The organism is Marinobacter azerbaijanicus (assembly GCF_030250645.1).
In the GTDB taxonomy this organism is placed as follows: Bacteria; Pseudomonadota; Gammaproteobacteria; order Pseudomonadales; family Oleiphilaceae; genus Marinobacter; species Marinobacter azerbaijanicus.
In genome coordinates, this window is record NZ_JASSVS010000004.1 from 115,641 (window position 1) to 137,372 (window position 21,732).

The following is a 21,732-nucleotide window of genomic DNA, read 5'->3' on the forward strand; positions in this document are numbered from 1 at the left end:
AAATCTGCGTGGTTACCCCGTCATAACCGGGTTCTACCACCCAGGGGGTAGAGCGGCTATACACCCTTGTGTAACAACGCCTGACGCTCACTGCGACGGTTATCCCGGGCGAACAGCAACAGGCTGCCGGCCAGCAGCAGGAAAACAATCATAAACATGGCCGTACCAACACCAACCATATGAATCAGGGCACCGAATAGCACCGGCAGAAGGAAAGCAACCAGGCAGGCGCTGAACAGCAGCATGCCGGCTGCGAATGCGGCAATGCCGCGGTTTTCCGCAACCACCATACGCTGAAGACCGCCCATGGCAGACCCCAGAGCCACACCGAGCAATACAATGAAGGTGCCTTCCAGGAAGAGCGGCAGGGCAAGCTCCAGAGCGATGACCGACTCTATGCCACGAATAAACAGAGTCATTGGCGGGTACGACAGCACAAACAGCGCAACAAGACAGGCCGCGAGCGACCTCACCACCACCCTCCTGGCACCATAGCGGTCTGACAACCCTCCTCCCGCAATCTGGGCAAGGGCGCCGGGGATCACAAACCACAGCGCCAGTCGTGCACCTGTCTCTACGGTCAGCAGGAAACGGGACGATATGAAATCCGGTAACCATAATGCCAGCGAGAAAAAACTTCCTGCCACCACACCGAAATAAAGGCACTGTCGCCATACCCTCAGGCTCTTGAGGCGACGCACCAGCTGCTTTGCGCTCGTTTCAACATCGGGATCGCCACGGGAGTCCGAGTCATCCGTCAATAACACCAGCAGGGAAGCCACCAGTAGGAGAACAACCAGATAGGCAAGTGGGACGCCCTTCCATGAGAAGGCCTGCAGGATCAGGGGAACCAGGTAGTAGTTAAAGCCAGCGCCGGTGACTCCGGCCCCGAATATACCCAGCACAAGTCCCATATGTCGCGGAGAAGCATGACTGGTAACAAACTGCAGGCCAGCGCTATAGAATCCTCCCGCCAGGCCCAGACCAGCGGCAACCAGCAGGTAACCGACAAAGGAGTCAACCAGCAGCAGAAAAACCATACAGGCGGCAAGCCCAAGCAGACAGGCAATCATTACCCTTCTTGCCCCAACCTTCTGGGCAGCGATGCCCGCAGGTACCGACAGCAGGGCTCCAGCGGCCATGGGCATCGCCAACAACAGACCAAATTCCAGGCTGCCCAGCGCCAAGGCATCCCGCAAATGCACGCCCGCCACCGCGAAAATGGTCCAGCAACCGGCCGCAGCCACAAAACCGGCCAGCGCCAATGGAAGCACCACCGCCAGCGAGGTCAGTCTATCGTGATCATCGTCATCGCGGATGGAAAAGGGTTGCATTGCGTTGCCCACCAGAAACCAATTTTCAGTTTCATGCTTTGCCCTGCAAAGGGTCAAAGACTATGATGGGATATCGCCTATTGGGGTAATTAAGGGTAATTGACTATCCTCAAGGAGGTACACTCTGGATGAAAAACCGGAGAGAATACCCCCGAGCTGCCCTACCCCCCAACGAAGAGACCAGATGACACGCAATAGCCCCCTCGTCAAACGTATCGCCATTGTTGTGGGCGCCGTCGTGCTTACGGCCATCGTCAGCATGGCGACAACACTTGCGGTATCCCGAAGCATCGAGGGCAATGCCACGGCGATCAACATCGCCGGTTCATTGCGTATGGGCGCTTACGAATTGCTTGCGCGCTCCGCTGCTGACCCGGCAGGGGACCAGTCCGCCACTTTCATGGCCCGGCTGGATGCTTACGAGGCTCGCATGGCTCACCCGGGGTTCAGCCGTGCAATTCCCGAGGCCAGGGACCACCCGTTGGCCAAACAGCACCAGACAATGCAGTCACTTTGGCAGGAAGACCTCCGGCCAGCACTGATTGCCAACGCGCCCAGCAACACACGCGTGACCGGCGAGCTCATCTCCGCCACGGAGCATTATGTAGATGAAGTGGACAGACTAGTGAGCATGCTGGAGCACCGGACTGAAGCCCGTATCGACCTGCTGCACCTGATCCAGATTATCAGCCTGGTTTTCTCAGTAATCATTATTTTTGGGCTGTTCCTGGATCTGAAAAACCGCGTGCTGCGTCCATTGCGTAAACTGGTCAATATCGCCGTGGCCGTTGGCGAGCAGGATTTCTCACACAAGGCCAACCTGAAAGGCTCGGATGAGCTTTCACAGCTCGGCAGTGCCTTCGATCAGATGACCAGCGAACTGGCCCTGAGCTACCACGAACTTAAAGAAGACGCCATAGCAAAAACCCGTGAACTGGAGAAGAGCCACGCTGCCCTGGAGTTGCTCCATTCGTCCAGTCGCTCCCTGTTCGCCAATCACGACCTCTGCGACGGCGCCATCCCCATGCTTCAGGATCTGGAGCAGTTGCTTGGCATCGGCCCCATCCGGCTGTTCCTGCACGACAAGAATTCCAGCGAGCCGGTCGAAGCCATTACCACCTCTACCAAGGATCGACCGTTCTACTGTAAGGACCATCACTGCAATGCCTGCCTGGTAACGCCGGAAGTGTTTGATGAGCTGCCAAATGAGGGCAACGACGGCCGAAGACTGCTGTTGCCGATTCGCACATCGGGACAGCTTCTGGGCACACTGGAAGTCTGGTACCCCGCCAGTAAAGGGCTGTCCCAGACTGCCCGCCGCCTGCTGGAGACCCTGAGTGATCAGCTTGCTACGGCCATTTTCCTGGAACGCCAGATTACCGAGGAGCAACAGCTCACCCTGGCAGAAGAGCGCACTGTGATTGCACGGGAACTCCACGACTCCCTGGCCCAGTCCCTGTCCTACCTGAAGATGCAGGTAGCAAGACTGCGCCGTCTCGACATTACCGGTGAACACGAAAAGATTCACAACGACATTCTGGAAGAACTCAGCACCGGCCTCAACAGCGCCTATCGCCAACTCAGGGAGTTGCTGACCACCTTCCGGCTGAAACTTGACACCCCCGACCTGGCCACCGCCTTACGGCAAACGGCGCAGGAGTTCTCTGATAGGCTGGGCAGTGAGGTGAAACTGGAATACCGTTTGCCACCGCAAACACTGTCTCCCAACGAAGAAATCCATACCCTGCAGATCGTTCGCGAGGGTCTGGCCAATGCGGTAAAACATTCCCAGGCTTCGGAGGTTCTGGTACAGGTGCTGTTTGAATCTCCACGGGTACGGGTCAGAATACTTGATAATGGTAAAGGGCTGCCGCCAAGTGACCAGCCTTCACAGCACTACGGTCTGATCATCATGCAGGACAGGGCTCGCACCCTTGGGGGTAAGGTCAGCATCCACAATCGCGACAGCGGCGGAGTGGAAGTGGCACTTAGCTTTGTACCCAAGAGCAGGCACCTGATTACATCCGAAGCTGCTGGCGGCTGAGCGTTGCAACACTAACTTCAAATAATGAGAGGAACCATGTCTGACTCACCAGCAAGCATTCTGTTGATTGATGACCACCCTTTGCTTCGTCAGGGCATAAAACAACTGATCGAGATGGAAGACGACATGCAGGTGGTTGGCGAGGCCAGCAACGCCGCTGACGGTATTCGCCTGGCACAGGAGCTGGAGCCCGACCTGGTACTTATGGACCTTAACATGCCGGAAATGAACGGTATTGAGGCACTGAAAAAACTGCGCGAAGGAAGCATCAGCTCCCGCATCGTGATGTTTACGGTGTCCGATCATGAAGACGACGTGGTGGCGGCCCTAAGAGCCGGCGCTGATGGTTATCTGCTCAAGGATATGGAGCCGGAAGACATGATCCGACAGCTGCACGACGCCGCCGTAGGAAAGATGGTCATCAGCGACCGCCTGACCGCCCTGCTGGCCCAGGCACTGAGATCCCAGAAGCCCCAGCAGGCCTCACGCCCGGACTTTGACAGCCTGACCCCACGGGAAAAGGATATCCTGCGACTGATTGCCGAGGGCCTGTCCAACAAGATGATTGGCCGCAAGCTGGACATCAGTGATGGCACTGTAAAGGTTCACGTAAAGCACCTGCTGAAAAAGCTCAACCTGCGTTCCCGCGTGGAAGTCGCCGTTTGGGCCGTAGAGGAAGGCCTGCACAAGGGCTGAGTTATATCAAATTACTATGTCATGGTTTCGGTTACTCTGGGCAGGTTTCTGACCGTCCGGAGTAAGCCATGGCATTTTCCCTGCCTCCCATTGCATCGCTGAACAGCCCGCTTCTCGACCAGTCCCTGGCCGTTATCAGGGAGTATCTGCCCTCGCCTTTTCCGGTGCTTGAAGCCATAGACCGCCGTATCCCGGTTCCGTTCAAGCAACTGGCCGCTGAAGCGCCACTCAACCGACTATTTGCAACGGCCATCACCGATGGTGAGTTCGATGATTTCGAAGGGCGCCGAATCCGCCTGGAAGCAACGGGGGGCCAGCCAGGCATCACCATCGGCTTCTGGGCCGGTCGCCTGCGCGTCCTTGAGGGTCCGGGAGAAGCCACTATCCGGGGCTCCCTGAACGCCTTCAAGACGCTGGCAGAGCGCCGGCAAGACCCGGACCAGCTCTTCTTTCAGCGCCAACTGGTTATTGAAGGGGATACGGAACTCGGATTGGGACTGAAAAACCTGCTCGACAGCCTGGAGTGGGATCTTGTCATCCGCCCGTTTACGTTCAGTCGAAAACGGCGCTGACATCCTTCTTGATAACAATCAAAAAAAATACTTCTAAAAGCGCCGTCTGATACGGCGCTTTCCACGCTTGTCCGACACTTCACCAAGAACCCACATAATTGGTACCAAAGCGCCAGATAATTAGGCCAAAGGTACCATTTATCCATCAGTTTCGTGAGGCCTACAGTGAATGTGGCCGGCAATACGATTGGCCATAAACATTCATTACAGATACTGGAGATCAATATGAAGTGGACCGACCCTGAGTTCAAAGACCTGAGACTGGGCTTTGAAGTAACAGCCTACGTTTACGTTCGCTGAGCACCGTGCTCTGTTCCCGTATGCCATCCCTGGTGCGGGAACAGTTACCAAGAGCGACCCATTCAATCTGTGAGGCATCCGATGGCTGATTCAAACAATCACAACAGCCTGTCCCGGTTCAGAATCGCGCCGGTTTTCCTGTTCCGGTGGGAAGAATCCCAGCAGGCCCATGTGCTGATGTACCCCGAAGGCATCGTGAAACTGAACCCCACCGCCGGCGAGATCCTGACCCGCTGCAACGGAACAAACACTGTCGGCGACATCGTTCTCCAACTATCGGTGCTGTTCTCCGAACAACCTGAATTCATCGAACCCCGCGTTCACCAGTTTCTGGAGGTGTGCCATGGCAAAGGCTGGATCCAACCTCAATCTTGATGGCCAGGGCAACCCCGTATGGCTGCTTCTGGAACTGACCTACAAGTGTCCTCTCAAGTGTGCCTTCTGCAGCAACCCGACTGATCTCGATGCCCATGAGGAGGAGCTGACTACCGCGGAATGGAAAAAGGTGATGCATGACGCCCGCAAAATGGGGGCCATGCAGATCGGGTTTTCTGGTGGCGAACCCACCTTGCGCAAGGATCTGGAAGAGCTGGTATCGGAGGCCGACGATCTGGGGTATTACACCAATCTGATTACCTCCGGCATCGGCCTTACCCGCAAGCGGCTGGAGAACCTTAAAAAAGCCGGTCTCCGCCATATCCAGCTCGGCTTCCAGTCAAGCGACCCGCAAACCGCCCACTGGCTTGCCGGTGTCGACTGCTACGAGAAGAAAATCAACATCGCCCGGGAGATCAAGGCCCTTGGTTTTCCGATGGTTCTCAACGTTCCCATCTCCAGCGTCAACATTCACCAGGTGCCTGAAATCATTGAGCTGGCCGCTGATATTGGCGTTGAATACCTGGAGCTGGCCAATGTGCAGTACTACAACTGGGCACTGGTGAACCGGGACCAGCTGATGCCCACGCGGGAAGCGCTGGAAGCCGCAGAGGCCCGGGTTGCCGAAGCCCGCGAGCAGCTAGGCGACAGGATGACCATTTTCTTTGTTATTCCTGACTACTACGAGGGCCGCCCCAAGGCCTGTATGAATGGCTGGGGCAGCATTCACCTGACCATCGCACCGGATGGCGTGGTACTGCCCTGCTCACAGGCGCGCTCACTGCCAGGGCTCGACTTTCCCGGTGTTCGCGATCACGACCTCAGCTGGATCTGGCACGAGTCCGAGAGCTTCAACCTGTACCGGGGAGACAGCTGGATGAAGGAGCCCTGCCGAAGCTGTTCCGAGAAAGAGCAGGATTTCGGCGGCTGCCGCTGCCAGGCCATGCTTCTGACCGGCGATGCCGCCAACGCAGATCCCGCCTGCAGCAAATCACCCCATCATCATATTGTTCAGGAAGCGGTGACCAGGGCACTTGCCACAAAGCAGGACCACAAAAAGCTTATTGCCCGCGATGTGGGCTGGGTGTCAACGGAGGTTTGATATGAGCTGGACATTGATGGATATCGCCCTGCGCTGGCTCCATATCGTGTTTGCGCTGGTCTGGATCGGCCATAACTACGCCAATGTGGTCAAAACGCCAAGATTCATTCCCTTGCGTATAGATCCCGATGAAGGTAGCGAACAATCCTCCGACCTGACCCGACGCATGCGCCTGGAGCACGGCACCTTCCGCTACGCGTCCCTGGTTGTATTGGCATCTGGCGCCCTGCTGCTCTGGAACCGCGGCATTCTTGCCGACTCCCTGATGCTTCAGGGCCACCATGCGGTTATCGGGATCGGAGCCTGGATCGGTATCATCATGGTGCTGAATCTGTGGTTTGTACTCTGGCCGCATCAGAAGAAAGTGCTGGGTTTTGTGGCTGCACCTGCCGCAGAGCGCGTCCGCTGTTCACGAATCACATTTTTATCGTCCCGGACCAACACCATCCTCTCTTTCCCGCTGATTTTCTTTATGGCGGCCGGGAGCCACGGGCTGGCGCTGTTCTGATGATCTGCAGGGAAGGCGTCTATAACTTTGCCGCCGGGCCGGCTGTTCTGCCCCCAGAGGTACTGGAGCGGGCCCGGGCAAGTCTTTCCGAGTGGCAGGGGCTGGGCTATTCGCTACTGGAGGCGCCATTCACCGGTGATGAGTTCAAGACCCTGATGGACGCCACCCGGCTTCAGGTGAAATCGGCCCTGGCGGTGCCGGACAACTATCAGGTGATATTTCTGCAGGGTGGCGCATCGGCTCAATTCTCGCTTGTACCGCTGAACCTGTTACCACCCACGGCCACGGCAGGCTACGTGGAGACAGGCCACTGGTCGGCAAGAGCACTTGCGGAAGGCCACAGGTACGGACGAAGCCACCTGGTTGCCAGTACCCGGGGAAGCGGTTTTGATCATGTGCCTGCGGTTTCTGAATGGGCGTTGAATAACGATCTCCACTATTGCCACATAACGCCCAACGAGACCGCCAATGGCGTCCAGTTCCCGGAAGACCCGGATTGCGGTGATATCCCCCTGATCGCAGATATGACGTCCGAATTTCTGTCGCGCCCTGTCCACATCGAACGTTACGGCATGATTTACGCCGGAACCCAGAAAAACCTGGGCCCCACCGGCCTGGTGATAGCCATCATCCGCAAGGATCTGTTAGGGCAGGCACGGCCGGAAACCCCGACGGTATTCAACTATCAGGCACAGACTGAACGCCAGAATCGGATCAACACCCCACTGACGTTCGGCATTTACCTGGTTCACCTGATGCTTGACTGGCTTGAAGAGCAAGGCGGTGTCAACGCAATTCATCCCCACAATATTGCCCAGAGCCAGGTGCTCTACCGGATTATTGATGAAGACGACTTCTTTTACTGCCCGGTGATACCGGAATACCGCTCCATCATGAACGTGTGTTTTGGCACCCGGGATGAAAACCATCAGCAACGGTTTCTTGCCGAGGCTGAGGCAATGGGGCTCATGAACCTTGCGGGGCACAGCCACGCCGGTGGGCTTCGCGCCAGCCTCTATAACGCCCAGTCGGATGCCGCAGTCGCAGCTTTGGCGTCATTCATGGCCGATTTCCGCCGGCGCTATGGCTGACCTGCCCACCAGACCGGCCGGTGCCCGGGAACAGGCTTTCGCGAACGTCTGCACCCAGGCCAGTACCCCTTTGCCCGCATGGAAGCGCCTGGCGCAGGGTGGGACTCCCATCAACTGTATGGGGCTTTCCTTCCCCAACCGCCTGGGTATTGCCGCGGGTTTTGACCGGACCGGAAAACTGGGGCGGCGTGCGGGCAACCTGGGGTTTGGTGCTATTGAACTGGGAAGCTGGACCCGGGAGAGCTGGCCCGAGAACCACCCTGTCCAATGCTGCGACGCAGTACTTGATGCCCGGCTGGGAATCCGGCTGGCAGCAACAACTCCAGGATCTCCTGATCACGAAACCCGGCAACTTGTTCGCCTGGTTGAGCGTGCCTGGTTAACGGCAGATTACCTGACCCTGGCTCCTGACTGGCTTCAACAGTTCGTTCCCTTCCAACAGCTGCACACCAATCTGTCGCGATTACAGGAGGCCCAGCAGAAGCTGGAAAATCAGACCCGGAAATTCTGCCCTATCGTTTTCAAGCTCCGTGTAAAGCCGGGGAATCAGGATGCCTGTAATCTCGTGCCATACCTGGCCTCCCAGGGCGTTGATGGCATCCTGGTCAGTTTCGACTTCGGCAAACCGGTCACCGATGTCCATTACCGCCAATGGCAGGACCCTGGACTTCAGGCCACCACCTGCCGCACCATTGAGGCCTGCCGGCGGCATATCAAAGGGAGTTCAGCTCTGCTGACCAATGGCGGCGTGTTGTCACGCCAGAACTATCTGGACCGGCTCAGTGCCGGTGCTGATCTGGTACAACTGCACAACGCGCTTGTTTTCGAAGGGCCTGACATTGGCTGGAAACTCAGTCAGTAACCCGAACCAGAGGTTCACCCGCACCCTGCTCCTGCAACTGGCCAAACGGATGGAGGGCAAGCCCATGTTCCCGGCCTTTTTCCTCGAAAACCTTCCGATCCTGTTCAGCGACACAGACCAGGAGGCCGCCGCTGGTCTGGGGATCACAAAGCAGTGTCTTGTCCTGGTCTGTCAGGCCCTCGAAGTCGTTGCCCAACGATGCGGCATTCCGATGGGTGCCGCCGGGAACACAGTCCGAATCAATATAGCGCGCGAGATTCGGTAGCTGCGGCACTGAAAGACGTTTAATGGTGGCGCCTACACCGCTCCCCCGGCAGATCTCCAGCAAATGGCCGGCAAGACCAAAGCCGGTCACATCCGTCATGGCGTGTACGCCGTCCAGTGACGCGAAGACTTCACCTACCTTGTTGAGGGTGCACATGGTGTCAACGGCGACAGCCAGATCGGCCTCGCTGATCCGGTGCTTTTTCAGTGCACTGGTCAGAATACCCACGCCAATCGGCTTGGTCAGGTACAGCAGGTCACCGGGCCGGCCAGTATCGTTACGCACGATTCTGTCCACTGGCACCTGACCGGTCACGGCCAACCCGAAGATCGGTTCCGGCGAGTCGATGCTATGCCCTCCCGCCAGTGCGATCCCGGCATCGGTACAAACCGCACGCCCGCCTTCGATTACCCGGGAGGCGATTTCCGGTGCCAGCTGATTTACCGGCCAGCCCAGTATCGCAATTGCCATTAATGGCTTTCCGCCCATGGCATACACATCACTGATGGCGTTGGCAGCGGCAATCCGGCCAAAGTCATAGGCATCGTCCACCACCGGCATGAAAAAATCGGTGGTGCTGATAATCCCCAGGCCATTACCAACATCCATGACCGCAGCATCATCCCGGCTGGCGTTACCAACCAGAAGTCGCGGGTCATGATAATCGGGGGTCGTGGTGTGAAGAATGCGGTCCAGAACATCCGGCGCAATTTTACAACCGCAGCCGGCCCCATGACTGAACTCGGTAAGTCGAGTGGTCAAAATACGGTCCTCTATCAGTTGGGGTCTATTGAGACAGTGTTGAAGTTACTGTCCATTGGGGGAAAGGCTTCCAGTCGGCGAACCAGTCCGCCAATCTGTCCGCGGCTATCGGTGGCGATATCCCATAGCCCTGGGCGAAGTCACATCCCAGACTCAGCAGCACTTCGCCCTGTTCTACGGTTTCCACACCCTCAGCAATCAGCTCCCTGTCAAAAGCCTTGGACAAACCGATGATCCCCCTCAGAATCGACAGGTTCTCCTCGGTATCGCCTGCACCACTTACAAATTCACGATCTATCTTGAGGGTGTTCACAGGTAACTGTTTCAGATAAGACAGCGATGAATACCCGGTACCAAAATCGTCCAGTGAAAAGGTCACACCGAGCCGCTTGCAATCAACAATGATACTCACAGCCCTCTCGAGCTCGCCCAGGGTTGCCGTTTCCAGTATTTCAAGGTCGAGTCGCCTGGGGTCCTGTTCGGGAAAACCGGCCAGTATGTCCTGTAGCCGTTCGGCAAACTCTGGTGCCAGCAACTGAATTGCCGCGATATTCACGCCGATATTCAGATATATTCCCTGTTTGTCCCAGGCCTTCATTTGCGTCAGCGCCTCAAACAGTACCCACTCGCCCAGCTCGATCATCAAGGGGTGGTATTCAATCGCTGGCAGAAAAGCAGCCGGGGACAACAAACCTTTATCCGGATGCTCCCAGCGAATCAGGGCCTCAACCCCTTTAACCTCGCCATTCCTCAGATTTACCTTGGGCTGGTAAAAAAGCCTGAACTCGCCGTTTTCGAGACCTTTCCGGATGTCTGAAAGCAGCAACTGCCGTGACCTGTTGGCTTTCTTTTCTTCCACATCCAGGAATAGCCAGCTGCCTTTGAGCTCATGCTTGGCCCGGAAAAGGGTATTGTCAGCCTGACGCAGAAGTGTGTCAGCATCTTCTGCCAATTCCCCCATGCCCTTGTCGGGGAACAATACGATACCCGCCGAGAAGGAGACGAACGCAGACCCTCCACCCAGGTCGAAGGGCAGGCGACCCGTCAGCTGCAGGGCATGAAGCCTGGACTCCACCTGGCTGGCATCCGGCAGAAGAAGCACGAACTCATCTCCGCCAATCCGTGCCAGAGCCGCATCGGGAGGCAGTGCATCCAGCCATCGCCGGGCCAGTAGACCCAGCATACGATCGGCCGTTTCTTCACCGAAGCGGCTGTTAATCTCGTAGAAATTGTCCAGATCAATGGAGACCAGTGCCGCCGAGTCTTCTTCCAGATCTCCACGATCAAGCAACTCGCGAATAAACCGGGTAATACCGTTACGGTTCCACAACCCTGTCAGCGCGTCTGAATAGGCGAGAAACTCCACCTGTTTCTGATGATCACTTGCCTGAGCTTCCAGAGCCTGGTGCAACCGCTCGTTCTGCAGACGATGCAGTTCGTCCTCGGCTTTCTGTCTGGCCATCTTCTCTCGCATTAACTGAATCGTGCTGTCCGACAGTTTGCCGTATATCTCCAGCAAAGCGGCTACGAGAACGGAGACAGAACCACTCAACTCTGACTCCACATACTCTCTGGCTTCCTTCAGAGGCTTGCCTGCCTCCAGGGCTTTCACAGTCAGTGCCATACGCCGGTCTGATTCCAGGATGTGAAAGGCAAGCCACCGGGTCAGGTAATCGAACAGTTCAGCCAGTACATCCTCCTGCGGAGCCTGGCTCTGGCGAAAGGTCTGGATCCGTCTAAAAAACATCTGGTGTGAATCGTGGTGGTTCCGGGATATCACTGACGCGCCAAGACTTTTCTCCCAGACACCCTCTTCGTATTCGAAATGATAGGAGGCGTAGGCGAGAAGCTCGTCAAGCAGGTGTGAGCCATCCTCCTCCGAACTACTGGAAGCAAAATGCCAGGCCAGACGGTTCAGTATATTCACCAGCACTCGATGCTGGTCATCAATATCTTTCAGTCCGGTTTCAAAGTTACAGTTCCAGGGAAAAATCTCAAAGGCATCCGACTCTTTCGCCCGGTTCGTTGTCACGTTTCTCGGACTCCCATGTGAAAAGACAATCATTAACAGCATAGCGCAAATTGTCACATGAGATTTCTCAATTAACCCGGCAGAACCAGACCTGCAACCAGACGCAGGGACATAACGGCTCAGATCAGCCCCAACTCCAGCCGCGCTTCCTCTTCCAGGTTGTCGTAGCTCCAGGGAGGATCAAACACGATATCCACGGTGGCGTCCTCGACGTGGGGAACCTGTAACAGCTTGCCCTTCACGTCGCCGGCAATAATGTCACCCATGCCACACCCCGGCGAGGTCAGGGTCATCTCAACTCGCACGAAATGCCTGTCCTGGTCAATATTCAGTTTATAGATAAGCCCGAGAGCGACCACATTGACCGGAATTTCCGGATCATAGACCAGCCGCATTGCATCCCAGCATTGTTGCTCACTGATCTGGCCATCCTCCGGCGGTTCGAACATGATGGCGTCTGAATGGAAGCCCAATTGTCGCGTGACTTCCGGAGAAAGACGGTACAGGTTGCCCTCGTAGTTAACCGTGAAGCTTCCACCGAGGGCCTGGGTTATCGAGACGGACGCCCCTTCCGGAAGGGTGACAGAGTTTCCGTATGGCACCCGTAAAGCTTCACACGTTTGCGACAGAACGAAGGTTTTGGGTGGTTTTGCCGGCTGCTTCGAATTTGGTGCCTTGATGGTCAGGCACTGGAGCTTACCCTCTCCCTGAACACCAATCTGCATATCCTGCAAGTAAGGCACACTTGCCTCATCGAAATACAGCACCAGTTCATCAAACTGCCGACGGACATCCCCCGGGGAGTTCTCGCCAGGCGGACAGAAGGCCAGGCAAGTCTCGGCATGCCGGGTGCCGGCCTTGTCCACATAAACACGAGCCGCCATTCCCGGCACTTCCTGCTTCGTCAGCAGAGTGACCAGATAGTCACGGGCTTCCGGTGTCACTTCAGCATTGATATTCACGAGCTATTAACCTTTCCTTCTGCGTTTTTCACGTTCCCGCTTGAGCTGGTTGGATTTGCACTCATTACTGATAAGATCCAGCCATCTCAGATGCTGATCCCAGATCGGATCTTTAGTTTGCTCCGGTTTGTCGTTAGCCATCGTTACCCCTCCATTCACCAAAAAATGAGAACAGTTTCTGACCACCATTAACAGGCATTCAATATACATCTTAATGCAAGAAAGATGTTCCAGCAACGCACTATCAACTAACACCGACCGAGGGTCTGCATACACGGGTATCCTGCTGGTTGATAGTCTGGATCGGTTGAGCCGGTTGACGGAGCGTAGATGTCATGTTTAGGTGAAATTGAGTTTGTTGAACTCAGGCTTTAAAAGGAGGCGCTATGAAACGCAACGCAAGTGCACACTGGGAAGGCAGCCTGAAGGAAGGCAAGGGTACGGTCTCTACGGAAAGTGGCGTGCTTTCAGAACAGCAGTATTCCTTCAAGACCCGTTTTGAGGATGGCAATGGGACCAACCCCGAGGAACTACTCGGAGCTGCCCACGCAGGCTGTTTTTCCATGGCATTGTCCATGATACTGGGTGAATCCGACCATGTGCCTGACAGTATTGACACCAAGGCCAGCGTCACTCTGACCGAGGCAGACGGCGGTTTCGAAATATCAGCCATCCATTTTGACGTAACGGCGACAATACCAGGTATTGATCAGGCCAAGTTCCTGGAAGCAGCGAACACCGCCAAGATGAATTGCCCGGTATCGAAAGCCCTCAAGTCAGATATCACCATGGACATTCACCTGGAAAACTAGCGGTCTACTGAGCCCCCGAACTTCCCGGGGCTCAATCTTTTTGCTCCAGATATTGCCGGTACACCCGGATGGAAGCCAACAGACTTTCCCGGTAGGCGGCACCATACCCATTACCTCCGGAATCAGCCTCCCGAATGGCGGATTCATACTGACCAACACCCTGCTCGGCAAAAGCACGGGCTGCCGGAATACCATCGCGGTCGGCCACAAAATTGATTCGGTCCCATTCCCTGCGTTCGGTCAGATCCATCAGTATCTCCTGAGCTGTTTCAGCACTTCATAACATCCTCTCAAGGAGCACAATACGCTGCAACGCGGTGGATGTGGAACCCGTTGCTATCGCAACCCCATTTTGACAAATACAGTGGTTATCGCCCTTACTGAAAAGATTGTGGCATAGAAGCGTAATCCCGAATTTTCGGTTTGGTTGCACGGGTCGCCTGCTAACCTTCATACTGAATGCGTTTTTCGGGCTCACCAGGTGAATGCATGGGAGAACATTGCCATGAGTGGTTTTATCGTCAGGCTATACCGCTACAACCCGGAACAGGATGAAGTCCCCTACAGCCAGGATGTTGACGTTGACGATGGGTTCCGGAACCGCATGGTACTGGATGTACTGGAACACCTGAAAACCCGGGACCCGACCCTGACCTTCCGTCGCTCCTGCCGCGAAGGCGTCTGTGGCTCCGATGGGCTCAGCATCAACGGCCGCAATGGCCTGGGCTGCATTACCAACGTATCAGATGCCTTGGGCAAAAAGGACATTCTGGAAATTCGGCCACTTCCGGGCATGCCTGTAATCCGGGACCTGGTGGTTGATCAGTCACTGTTCTTCAAACAGTACGAACGGGTTATGCCCTGGCTGATCAACGATACGCCTGACCCGGCAATTGAAAGGCTGCAAAGCCCGGAGGAACGCGCAAAGCTGGACGGGTTATACGAGTGCATTCTCTGCGCCTGTTGCACCTCCGCCTGCCCGTCCTGGTGGTGGAATCCCGAGAAGTACATCGGGCCATCGGGACTGTTGCAGGCATACCGGTTTCTGTCAGATTCCCGGGACACCGCCACACGCGAACGCCTGGAGAAACTGGAAGACCCGTTCAGTGTGTTTCGCTGCCGCGGCATTGGCAACTGCACAGCGTACTGCCCCAAAGGGCTCAATCCGATGAAAGCCATTGGTCACATCAGGGCCATGCTCGTTCGGGAACAGGTCTGATCAGCCATGGCCACTGATCGTCCAGAAGGTCAATCCACGCGCATCATCCACAATCGCCACCACCGGGACGCCTTTGGCAGCCCGTATTCGCCGATCTATAACACGACCACCTATCGCTTCCCGGATACCGAAGCACAACTGGACGTTATTGAGGCGAGAAAGCCAGGCTACCTCTACACCCGATGGGGCACCAACCCGACGATTCAGGAGCTTGAGCAGGGCCTCGCAGCACTGGAACAGGCCGAGTCAGGGCTGGCTTTTGCTTCAGGCATGGCAGCGATTTCTGCAACAATCCTCGCCCACGGTCAACGGGGCGTTGTCTGTGTTGGTGATATCTATGGAGGAACGCAGGAGCTACTTGCCAATCATTGCCTGCCATTGGGCATTCCGGTCACCTTTCTTCTTCAGACCGATGCGGGAGCTCTCGAGGCTTCGTTGACCAGACCCGACATGCTCGTGTTCTGTGAAACCCCAGCCAACCCCACCCTTGCCATCGCTGATCTTCGGACAATGGCCAGGATTACCCACGGAAAAGGGGCGTTGCTGGCAGTTGACAACACCTTTGCCTCTCCCATAAACCAGCGTCCACTGACGTTGGGTGCAGACCTGGTGGTTCACAGTGCTACCAAGTATCTGGGTGGCCATAGTGATCTTACCGCCGGCGCCCTGATGTCGTCGGCACCATTGAGTGAAGCTGTTGCCCCCTGGCGTAAAAACCTTGGCCAGTTACTCTCACCCGAGACTGCAGCCCTGCTCTCCCGGAGTCTTCGCACCCTGCCCGTGCGAATCCGGCAACACAATGAAAACGCCATGACTGTCGCGCAGGCTCTGGACGGGTACCCCGGCGTAACCCGTGTTCTCTATCCTGGTCTGCCATCCTTCCCGGGACACCAACTGGCCGTCGAACAGATGAGTGGCTTCGGCGGAATGATGACCATCGAAATCACTGGCGGAGGGGGAACTGCCACGGCCGTTGCCGATAACCTGAAAATTTTCCTGTTGGCAACCAGCCTTGGTGGTGTAGAAAGCCTGGTCAGCCAACCTTCCGTTACCAGTCATCATGATATCGGTAAGGAAGAGAGGGAGAAACGAGGGATCAGCGACGGCATGCTCCGATTATCCATTGGCCTTGAAGATCCGTCAGATCTGATTGCGGATATGCAACAGGCGATTGACAGGGCCACTGCCAACAGCATTTTGCCGCGTTGATTCAAATCATTACATCGGGCACCAATTGACTTATCTTCAAGAAGACAATCCGGCGCCCTGTTAATCTGAAGAAACACATTTTTGTTTCGAGGATTAGCAATGGCAGACGATCCCCGCAAAGCTGACTGGAACCCCCGGGCCGATGAGGTCCTGGGTGACCAGATACGGGCCTACGATACCATGCGCGTTCAGTGCCCCGTTGCCTGGAGCAACTACCAGCACTGGACGTTATTCAGGCATGGCGATGTAATGCGAGTTCTGGAAGATCACCAGACATTCAGCAGTGCGGCATCCAGCCACCTTTCGGTCCCCAATGGCATGGACCCGCCCGAACACACGCCCTATCGAAAGGTAATCGAGCCCTATTTCTCTCAACAGGCAATGAGCCAGTTTGAACCAACCTGTCGCAATATCGCCCGCAATCTTGTCGATAGCCTGCCCGACGGTCAGCCATTCGATGTGGTCGAAAAATTCAGCAGAGCCTTTGCCCTGCAGATACAGTGCGCTTTTATGGGGTGGCCCGGCTCCCTTCATGAACCATTGAGAGAATGGGTACTGAAAAATCACCGGGCCACCCTGGCCAGTGACCGGCTGGCCATGGCTGAAGTTGCCCATGAGTTCGACGGCTATATTCACGATCTGCTGGAAACCCGGCGCCAGGCCGGAGCCAATGCCCCGAGAGACGTCACCACCTCGCTGATGGAAGAGACCGTCAATGGCCGCACCATGACCGATGAAGAGCTCACAAGCCTTCTGCGGAACTGGACTGTCGGTGAACTGGGCACCATCAGTTCCAGTGTATCGATTCTCCTGAGTTACCTGGCCGAACACCCCGACCTTAAACAGAGCCTTGCCAACGATACCATTGCCCTGCCGGACGCTATCGATGAAATACTGCGCATCGACGCGCCACTGATGTCCAATCGCCGGGTTACCACGCGGGATGTGGAAATTGGCGGAAGACCTATTCCCGCAGGCGAGAAAATCACCATTCTGTGGGCGTCCGCCAACCGGGACGAGAAGGTCTTCGGCGACCCCGATGCGTTTTGCCCACAGAAGAACCGTGACCATAATCTGCTTTACGGCGCGGGCGTTCACGTTTGCCCGGGGGCGCCCCTGGCCAGGATGGAGCTCCGGGTGCTGATGGAGGAATTTCTTTCCGCTGTCGACACACTGGAACCGGCGCCCGAGGATCGGCCTGAACGGGCGGTTTTCCCGACCGGAGGCTTCAGTTACCTGCCGATGACTATTAGCAAACGATAAGGGCCGCCCCGTTCAGGAAGTGGCGGCCCTGTTGGCCGCCATAGTCAATATCATTTCCAGTAGTTGTTGGCCGCGGCCACGGTCTGGAAATGGACAGCAACCACCTCGGACGCATGGATAAGTGCCTCACCATCCTGCGAGTACTTTGCACGCTCAACACCAGGGCTGCACAAACTGCCAGAATCTGTTTTCTTGGTTTTATCATTATTATCTCCTTGGCTCTCATCAGTTTATGGACCTCTTCAGCGAGGCTCCTGCAGTAATGAACCAAATTAGATTTATTGTAAATGAATCTTTAAGATTACAATTCTACTGCCAAAGATGCAAAACCCGATCTGGCAGAAGCAGAATGCAGCCGCCACATTTCCCACGAGGCCACTCAGTTAACCGGTTTTTCCTCTTTCAGGCCCATCTTTTTCAAGAGCATCATTGCTGGACACCATTTGGTGAACGCAGACTGAATAAGATTAAGGGCAATAAAGCCGGTAAACAGCAGCCAGTAGGGACTTACATAGTGGGCGAGCAGAATGGATATCAGGGTGAACACACCTGCCATAAGGCGGAGACCTTCATTAATTGTCATAGCGCACCTCCTTGAGGGAATAAGGATATACCATTTACCCATTACCCTTTTTTGGCAATGACACAAATCACTTTTCAGGAACATCAAACATGACACTGGCCGAAAAACTATGCCTGAGCGCCGCATTCCTTTTCTTCATGACCGGACTGTTGACCGGTATCTGGAAGTATTGGTGCATGGCCAACAGCCCGAAAGCCGCTGCGCCCCGCTATGTTGACATCGCCCACCGAAGCTCACTGATGTACAGTTTTGCCGCCATTCTGCTGGGCTGGTTTGCCGGTTACAGTGTTTATCCCGAGTGGCTGAATTCACTGGCCGCGTTTTCCGCCCTTGGTTTCTTTGCCCTGGCCATCGGCACCTACATCATTCACGGCTTCCTTCAGGACACCAGCAACCAGCTGCGCAAACCGCACCGGCTCGGCAGCACCACGCTCCCACCGTGGTTGATTCATGGCTTTATGATACTGCTGATTGTTGCTGAGGTAGGCGGCTCTCTGGTTCTGGGATCAGGCGCACTGATGGGCGTGTGGTGGTAGCCACCTGGGATTACCAGGCGGCTAAAGGAAAGGATGGATTGCCAGGGTTATACATCGACCCTGAGCAGCGACCCAACCCGGAACGGCCCCTAATTAACCCGGCCAGTATACTCTTCGCCCGCTGCAAACAGCTTGTCTATGTCTTTTGTGAGCATCGGGCGGTAGAACAGGTACCCCTGGTACCGGGTGCACTCAACGGATTCCAGAAACGCCCGTTCCGCCTCCGTTTCAACACCTTCGGCGATCACCTTGAGTGACAGCGACCGAGCCATACTGATCATCGCCCGGACCAGGGCCTGTTTTTTACTGTCTGCGTGAACATCTTTGACAAACGCAATGTCGATTTTCAATACATCAACTGGAAAATCCCGGAGATAAGCGAGATTGGAGTGCCCGGTACCAAAATCATCAATCGCCAGACCAACCCCCATCTCTTTAAGCTTTTTCATGGTTTCCAGGGTATGGCGATAATTCTCCATAGCAACATGCTCTGTCACCTCAAGCTCGATAAGCCACGCAGGCACCGCCGTCCTGCTTAGCAGCTCTGCCATACCTTCAACAAACCCATCCAGCGAGAAAAGACTCGCAGAGACATTGACTGAAACCGGCAGCGTTGCCTCCTCGTGTCGCCGGTACCACTGCCCCAACTGATTCAGCACCTGCGCCATGACCCACCGGTCAATATCGGCAATCTGGCCGTTCTCCTCTGCTGCAGGAATAAACTCGGCTGGAGATACCAGGCCTTTTTGCGGATGCTGCCAGCGAACCAGTGCCTCAACCCCCACCACTTTCAGCGCGCCCCCCACGCACTGGACCTTTGGCTGAAACATCAGGAACAACTGATCCTGTTCAATCGCCTTCTGCAGGTCTCTGCGAAGCATCAGCTTGAGTTGTGCGTCCTCCTTCATGGCGGGAGAGTAGAAACAGTGCCGGGAGCCACCCGTGGCTTTTGCAGAATACATAGCTGTGTCGGCAGCCTGAATGAGCTCATCCAGATCTTTGCCATCCGTACCAGCGACCGCAACGCCGACGCTCATATTAATCTGAATGTCATGGTCACCAATCTGATAAGGCCGGCCTACACTTTTTACAAAGCGATCGATTAGATGCTCGGCATTGCGCTTGTCTCCATCCACAAGAACGACAAACTCGTCGCCCCCGAAGCGGCAGAGCATATCTCCCTGCCTGATGCAATTTTTCATGCGGCCGGCAACGCACTTTAGCAATTCGTCCCCAACATGGTGACCCAATGCATCATTAACATGCTTGAATCCATCAAGATCCACGAAGATGAGCGACCAGTCACCAGCAGAATCCGCCCGGGCAACTTTCTGTTCATACTGATTGCGCAGGTACACCCGGTTCGGCAGCTGCGTCAACGAATCGAAGTTAGCCAGTTTCTCAATGCGTTGCTCATATCCGATCTGTACTGAGGCGTCCTCCATGATTGAAATCAGATGCTGGAGCTTGCGAGAGCCATCAAATACCGCCGAAATGGTCCCCCGTAGCGGCACCGCCTCCCCGCCTTTCGCGCGCTTCCAGGTCTGCCCCGACCAAAAGCCATCAACCGCCAGACGATCATACAGATCCTTGTAAAAAGCCCGGTCATCCTTGCCACAGCTCAATATGCGGGCTTTTTGTCCAACCAGTTCATCTTTTTCGTAGCCGAGCAGCTTGGTGAAGGAACCATTAACATCCATGATTATGCCGTTGTTATCCGTAATCATTATGGCTTCTTTGCTGTGCAGAAATACTTCTGAAGTTTGCATCATGCGCGCCTGCGAATCGTACATCGCCAGGGCAAAGCCAATATCATTCAACATTTCACAGATTAGTTGGGCCAGTGCGGGCTCGAACATCCGCGCATCTTCTGCAAACAGGCTCAGCGTGGCAATCACCTGCCCCTGTTTCTGTAACGGGAAAACTCCGACATAAATCACCTGCTTGTGTCTGCCATCTGCGCCGAAGTCATCCAGGCAGGAAAAATAAACAGGTTCATCCAGGCTGGCTTTGTGACCCATGAAGCAGTCTGGGGTACTTCGAGCCACCTCCTGGACGTACTCACCAGTATGGCTCTGCATGCACGTGGCCGCACCAGGAGGCTCTGCCGCATTCGGGCAGGTCTCTTCGATACAGGCCCGCAAAAACACGCCGTGCTCCACCAGTATTCCGCAGGCTTCCCTGAAAACATGAGCCTGACTGCCGCCTTCCTTGATCAGAAATTCGTTCAGGCGACTTTTCATGCTGTTGACGGCGTTCTGTCTCGCCAGCTTCCGGTACGCACCTTGGCGCTCCCGGATCAAAGCACCCAGCATCCATACAATAATGGCGTTGATCATCAGGTACAAAGACAGAACCAGCATGCTGCCTATACCCTGGCTAGCCCCTATGCCTTGCGAGTCAACCAAGTAGGCGACCATGGTAACTGCCAGCACGACCATCAGGCTTTTTTCGAGTGGAAGCCAAACGGCAATGAACAACATCAGAGGAATCAGAAGGTAACTGTGGGTTGGCAGTGCCTCACCACCGGTATTGTCAGTGGCGAACAGGATCGCAGATAGCACCGTAGTGAGAACGAAAACCGCCAGGAACCGGAGATCCAGATACCGGTATGCTTTTTCGTTGCTGACCAGCCGACCCAGTAGCAGAAGCACCAAGGGCGCAATCAGCACCAGAGATGTCATCCGCCTCACCCACCACCAGATCCAGAACAGCCAGCCGTCCATTGGCTGCTGGACACTATCTATACCCGTCTTGAACAACGCGAGCATGATAGCCGCTGAAATAAGTGAAGGAATCGCAGCGCCATAGAGCAGAAAGCTGATTACACGAGCCAGGCTATTCGGGAGGATGGATGCTGGAGCATTCAGAAAAATCAGCCAACAGCCGGCCCAGGCCTGGAATATCAATGTCAGGCTGGCCACAATCGCCGTTACCAACGGCTCCTGTACAACGTAAACCTTGATGGCCAGGTCAGACAGTGCCGCCAGTAATAAAAAGTAATGGAAACCACTACGCCCGTGGTCAAACAAAACCACGGAACCGGCCAAGAGAAAACCACCATTTACCAGATACAGGGCAAAGCCATAGGTGGGGTCCAGAAACAGGTGACCCAATAGTGAGAAAACAACGTAACACGGAAGCCAGAATTTCCACTCTGCCTGCCAGCGAATTTGCTCTGGGAACAAGGCACTGTCACCGGATG

At 55.5% G+C, this 21,732-nt stretch carries 23 protein-coding genes; 14 read left to right on the plus strand and 9 right to left on the minus strand.

Going from position 1 to position 21,732, the window contains the following annotated elements; translation table 11 throughout:
• Positions 1–56 precede the first annotated feature (56 nt).
• Positions 57–1,334, minus strand: a complete 1,278-nt coding sequence (locus QPM17_RS09645; protein WP_285390461.1) for an MFS transporter — start codon at positions 1,332–1,334, stop codon at positions 57–59.
• A gap of 184 nt (positions 1,335–1,518) precedes the next feature.
• Between QPM17_RS09645 and QPM17_RS09650 the strand changes: the two genes are divergently transcribed.
• From QPM17_RS09650 to QPM17_RS09685, 9 genes are all read left to right on the plus strand, one after another.
• Positions 1,519–3,378, plus strand: a complete 1,860-nt coding sequence (locus QPM17_RS09650; protein WP_285390462.1) for a histidine kinase — start codon at positions 1,519–1,521, stop codon at positions 3,376–3,378.
• 36 nt (positions 3,379–3,414) lie between these two features.
• Positions 3,415–4,074 carry a two-component system response regulator NarL gene (narL, locus tag QPM17_RS09655; RefSeq protein ID WP_137435558.1) on the plus strand — a complete coding sequence of 220 codons (660 nt, stop codon included), beginning with the start codon at positions 3,415–3,417 and terminating at the stop codon, positions 4,072–4,074.
• A gap of 68 nt (positions 4,075–4,142) precedes the next feature.
• The gene (gene ubiT, locus QPM17_RS09660) at positions 4,143–4,646 is read left to right on the plus strand and encodes a ubiquinone anaerobic biosynthesis accessory factor UbiT (protein WP_285390463.1); all 504 of its coding nucleotides are present in this window, start codon (positions 4,143–4,145) and stop codon (positions 4,644–4,646) included.
• A 225-nt stretch (positions 4,647–4,871) separates the two neighbouring features.
• Positions 4,872–4,946, plus strand: a complete 75-nt coding sequence (gene pqqA / locus QPM17_RS23765) for a pyrroloquinoline quinone precursor peptide PqqA (protein WP_422732754.1) — start codon at positions 4,872–4,874, stop codon at positions 4,944–4,946.
• An 81-nt stretch (positions 4,947–5,027) separates the two neighbouring features.
• Complete coding sequence (pqqD, locus tag QPM17_RS09665; RefSeq protein ID WP_285390464.1) at positions 5,028–5,321, plus strand: pyrroloquinoline quinone biosynthesis peptide chaperone PqqD; 294 nt, start codon at positions 5,028–5,030, stop codon at positions 5,319–5,321.
• Positions 5,290–6,423, plus strand: a complete 1,134-nt coding sequence (gene pqqE, locus QPM17_RS09670) for a pyrroloquinoline quinone biosynthesis protein PqqE (RefSeq protein WP_285390465.1) — start codon at positions 5,290–5,292, stop codon at positions 6,421–6,423. The genes pqqD and pqqE overlap by 32 nt, the downstream gene beginning before the upstream one ends.
• Position 6,424: 1 nt before the next feature.
• Entirely contained in the window at positions 6,425–6,931 is a 507-nt protein-coding gene (locus tag QPM17_RS09675; protein WP_285390466.1) for a urate hydroxylase PuuD, read from the plus strand.
• Entirely contained in the window at positions 6,931–8,022 is a 1,092-nt protein-coding gene (serC, locus tag QPM17_RS09680) for a 3-phosphoserine/phosphohydroxythreonine transaminase (protein WP_285390467.1), read from the plus strand. Before QPM17_RS09675 ends, serC begins: the two co-directional genes overlap by 1 nt.
• Positions 8,015–8,884, plus strand: a complete 870-nt coding sequence (locus tag QPM17_RS09685; RefSeq protein ID WP_285390468.1) for a beta/alpha barrel domain-containing protein — start codon at positions 8,015–8,017, stop codon at positions 8,882–8,884. The genes serC and QPM17_RS09685 overlap by 8 nt, the downstream gene beginning before the upstream one ends.
• Here QPM17_RS09685 and selD read toward each other — a convergent pair.
• The 4 genes from selD to QPM17_RS09705 form a co-directional block, all read right to left on the minus strand.
• Positions 8,874–9,926 carry a selenide, water dikinase SelD gene (gene selD / locus QPM17_RS09690; protein WP_422732755.1) on the minus strand — a complete coding sequence of 351 codons (1,053 nt, stop codon included), beginning with the start codon at positions 9,924–9,926 and terminating at the stop codon, positions 8,874–8,876. The genes QPM17_RS09685 and selD overlap by 11 nt on opposite strands.
• A gap of 10 nt (positions 9,927–9,936) precedes the next feature.
• Complete coding sequence (locus QPM17_RS09695; RefSeq protein ID WP_285390470.1) at positions 9,937–11,943, minus strand: putative bifunctional diguanylate cyclase/phosphodiesterase; 2,007 nt, start codon at positions 11,941–11,943, stop codon at positions 9,937–9,939.
• 119 nt (positions 11,944–12,062) lie between these two features.
• Positions 12,063–12,905, minus strand: coding sequence for an iron-sulfur cluster assembly protein (locus tag QPM17_RS09700; RefSeq protein ID WP_285390472.1), 843 nt, complete (start codon positions 12,903–12,905; stop codon positions 12,063–12,065).
• A gap of 6 nt (positions 12,906–12,911) precedes the next feature.
• The gene (locus QPM17_RS09705) at positions 12,912–13,046 is read right to left on the minus strand and encodes a hypothetical protein (protein ID WP_285390473.1); all 135 of its coding nucleotides are present in this window, start codon (positions 13,044–13,046) and stop codon (positions 12,912–12,914) included.
• Positions 13,047–13,291: 245 nt separating this feature from the next.
• Between QPM17_RS09705 and QPM17_RS09710 the strand changes: the two genes are divergently transcribed.
• Complete coding sequence (locus QPM17_RS09710) at positions 13,292–13,717, plus strand: OsmC family protein (protein ID WP_285390474.1); 426 nt, start codon at positions 13,292–13,294, stop codon at positions 13,715–13,717.
• A 31-nt stretch (positions 13,718–13,748) separates the two neighbouring features.
• Here QPM17_RS09710 and QPM17_RS09715 read toward each other — a convergent pair whose 3' ends face one another.
• Positions 13,749–13,967: a hypothetical protein gene (locus QPM17_RS09715; RefSeq protein ID WP_285390475.1), complete on the minus strand. Its 219-nt coding sequence runs from the start codon at positions 13,965–13,967 to the stop codon at positions 13,749–13,751.
• 255 nt (positions 13,968–14,222) lie between these two features.
• Between QPM17_RS09715 and QPM17_RS09720 the strand changes: the two genes are divergently transcribed.
• From QPM17_RS09720 to QPM17_RS09730, 3 genes are all read left to right on the plus strand, one after another.
• On the plus strand, positions 14,223–14,936 hold the full coding sequence (locus QPM17_RS09720) for a succinate dehydrogenase iron-sulfur subunit (protein ID WP_285390476.1): 714 nt from the start codon (positions 14,223–14,225) through the stop codon (positions 14,934–14,936).
• Between the two features lie 6 nt (positions 14,937–14,942).
• Positions 14,943–16,145, plus strand: a complete 1,203-nt coding sequence (locus tag QPM17_RS09725) for a trans-sulfuration enzyme family protein (protein ID WP_285390477.1) — start codon at positions 14,943–14,945, stop codon at positions 16,143–16,145.
• 99 nt (positions 16,146–16,244) lie between these two features.
• Positions 16,245–17,408, plus strand: coding sequence for a cytochrome P450 (locus tag QPM17_RS09730; protein WP_285390478.1), 1,164 nt, complete (start codon positions 16,245–16,247; stop codon positions 17,406–17,408).
• A gap of 50 nt (positions 17,409–17,458) precedes the next feature.
• On the opposite strand, the gene QPM17_RS23770 is transcribed toward QPM17_RS09730, so the two are convergent.
• On the minus strand, positions 17,459–17,581 hold the full coding sequence (locus QPM17_RS23770) for a hexameric tyrosine-coordinated heme protein (RefSeq protein ID WP_422732749.1): 123 nt from the start codon (positions 17,579–17,581) through the stop codon (positions 17,459–17,461).
• Between the two features lie 206 nt (positions 17,582–17,787).
• Positions 17,788–17,991 (minus strand): YgaP family membrane protein, encoded by a 204-nt coding sequence (locus QPM17_RS09735; protein ID WP_285390479.1) that lies wholly within the window; start codon positions 17,989–17,991, stop codon positions 17,788–17,790.
• Between the two features lie 89 nt (positions 17,992–18,080).
• On the opposite strand from QPM17_RS09735, the gene QPM17_RS09740 reads away from it, so the two are divergent.
• Entirely contained in the window at positions 18,081–18,527 is a 447-nt protein-coding gene (locus tag QPM17_RS09740) for a hypothetical protein (protein ID WP_285390481.1), read from the plus strand.
• A gap of 89 nt (positions 18,528–18,616) precedes the next feature.
• Here QPM17_RS09740 and QPM17_RS09745 read toward each other — a convergent pair whose 3' ends face one another.
• Positions 18,617–21,715, minus strand: coding sequence for a bifunctional diguanylate cyclase/phosphodiesterase (locus QPM17_RS09745; protein ID WP_285390482.1), 3,099 nt, complete (start codon positions 21,713–21,715; stop codon positions 18,617–18,619).
• Between the last annotated feature and the right edge of the window lie 17 nt (positions 21,716–21,732).

Bases quoted from the DNA above. Each gene is read 5' to 3' on its own strand.
- QPM17_RS09705 (WP_285390473.1), bottom strand. From the start codon at position 13,046: ATGGCTAACGACAAACCGGAGCAAACTAAAGATCCGATCTGGGATCAG.
- ubiT (WP_285390463.1), top strand. From the start codon at position 4,143: ATGGCATTTTCCCTGCCTCCCATTGCATCGCTGAACAGCCCGCTTCTC.
- QPM17_RS09735 (WP_285390479.1), bottom strand. From the start codon at position 17,991: ATGACAATTAATGAAGGTCTCCGCCTTATGGCAGGTGTGTTCACCCTG.
- pqqE (WP_285390465.1), top strand. From the start codon at position 5,290: ATGGCAAAGGCTGGATCCAACCTCAATCTTGATGGCCAGGGCAACCCC.
- QPM17_RS09710 (WP_285390474.1), top strand. From the start codon at position 13,292: ATGAAACGCAACGCAAGTGCACACTGGGAAGGCAGCCTGAAGGAAGGC.
- QPM17_RS09685 (WP_285390468.1), top strand. From the start codon at position 8,015: ATGGCTGACCTGCCCACCAGACCGGCCGGTGCCCGGGAACAGGCTTTC.
- QPM17_RS09740 (WP_285390481.1), top strand. From the start codon at position 18,081: ATGACACTGGCCGAAAAACTATGCCTGAGCGCCGCATTCCTTTTCTTC.
- QPM17_RS09675 (WP_285390466.1), top strand. From the start codon at position 6,425: ATGAGCTGGACATTGATGGATATCGCCCTGCGCTGGCTCCATATCGTG.
- narL (WP_137435558.1), top strand. From the start codon at position 3,415: ATGTCTGACTCACCAGCAAGCATTCTGTTGATTGATGACCACCCTTTG.
- QPM17_RS09645 (WP_285390461.1), bottom strand. From the start codon at position 1,334: ATGCAACCCTTTTCCATCCGCGATGACGATGATCACGATAGACTGACC.
- QPM17_RS09720 (WP_285390476.1), top strand. From the start codon at position 14,223: ATGAGTGGTTTTATCGTCAGGCTATACCGCTACAACCCGGAACAGGAT.
- pqqD (WP_285390464.1), top strand. From the start codon at position 5,028: ATGGCTGATTCAAACAATCACAACAGCCTGTCCCGGTTCAGAATCGCG.
- serC (WP_285390467.1), top strand. From the start codon at position 6,931: ATGATCTGCAGGGAAGGCGTCTATAACTTTGCCGCCGGGCCGGCTGTT.
- QPM17_RS09715 (WP_285390475.1), bottom strand. From the start codon at position 13,967: ATGGATCTGACCGAACGCAGGGAATGGGACCGAATCAATTTTGTGGCC.
- QPM17_RS09650 (WP_285390462.1), top strand. From the start codon at position 1,519: ATGACACGCAATAGCCCCCTCGTCAAACGTATCGCCATTGTTGTGGGC.
- QPM17_RS09730 (WP_285390478.1), top strand. From the start codon at position 16,245: ATGGCAGACGATCCCCGCAAAGCTGACTGGAACCCCCGGGCCGATGAG.
- QPM17_RS09725 (WP_285390477.1), top strand. From the start codon at position 14,943: ATGGCCACTGATCGTCCAGAAGGTCAATCCACGCGCATCATCCACAAT.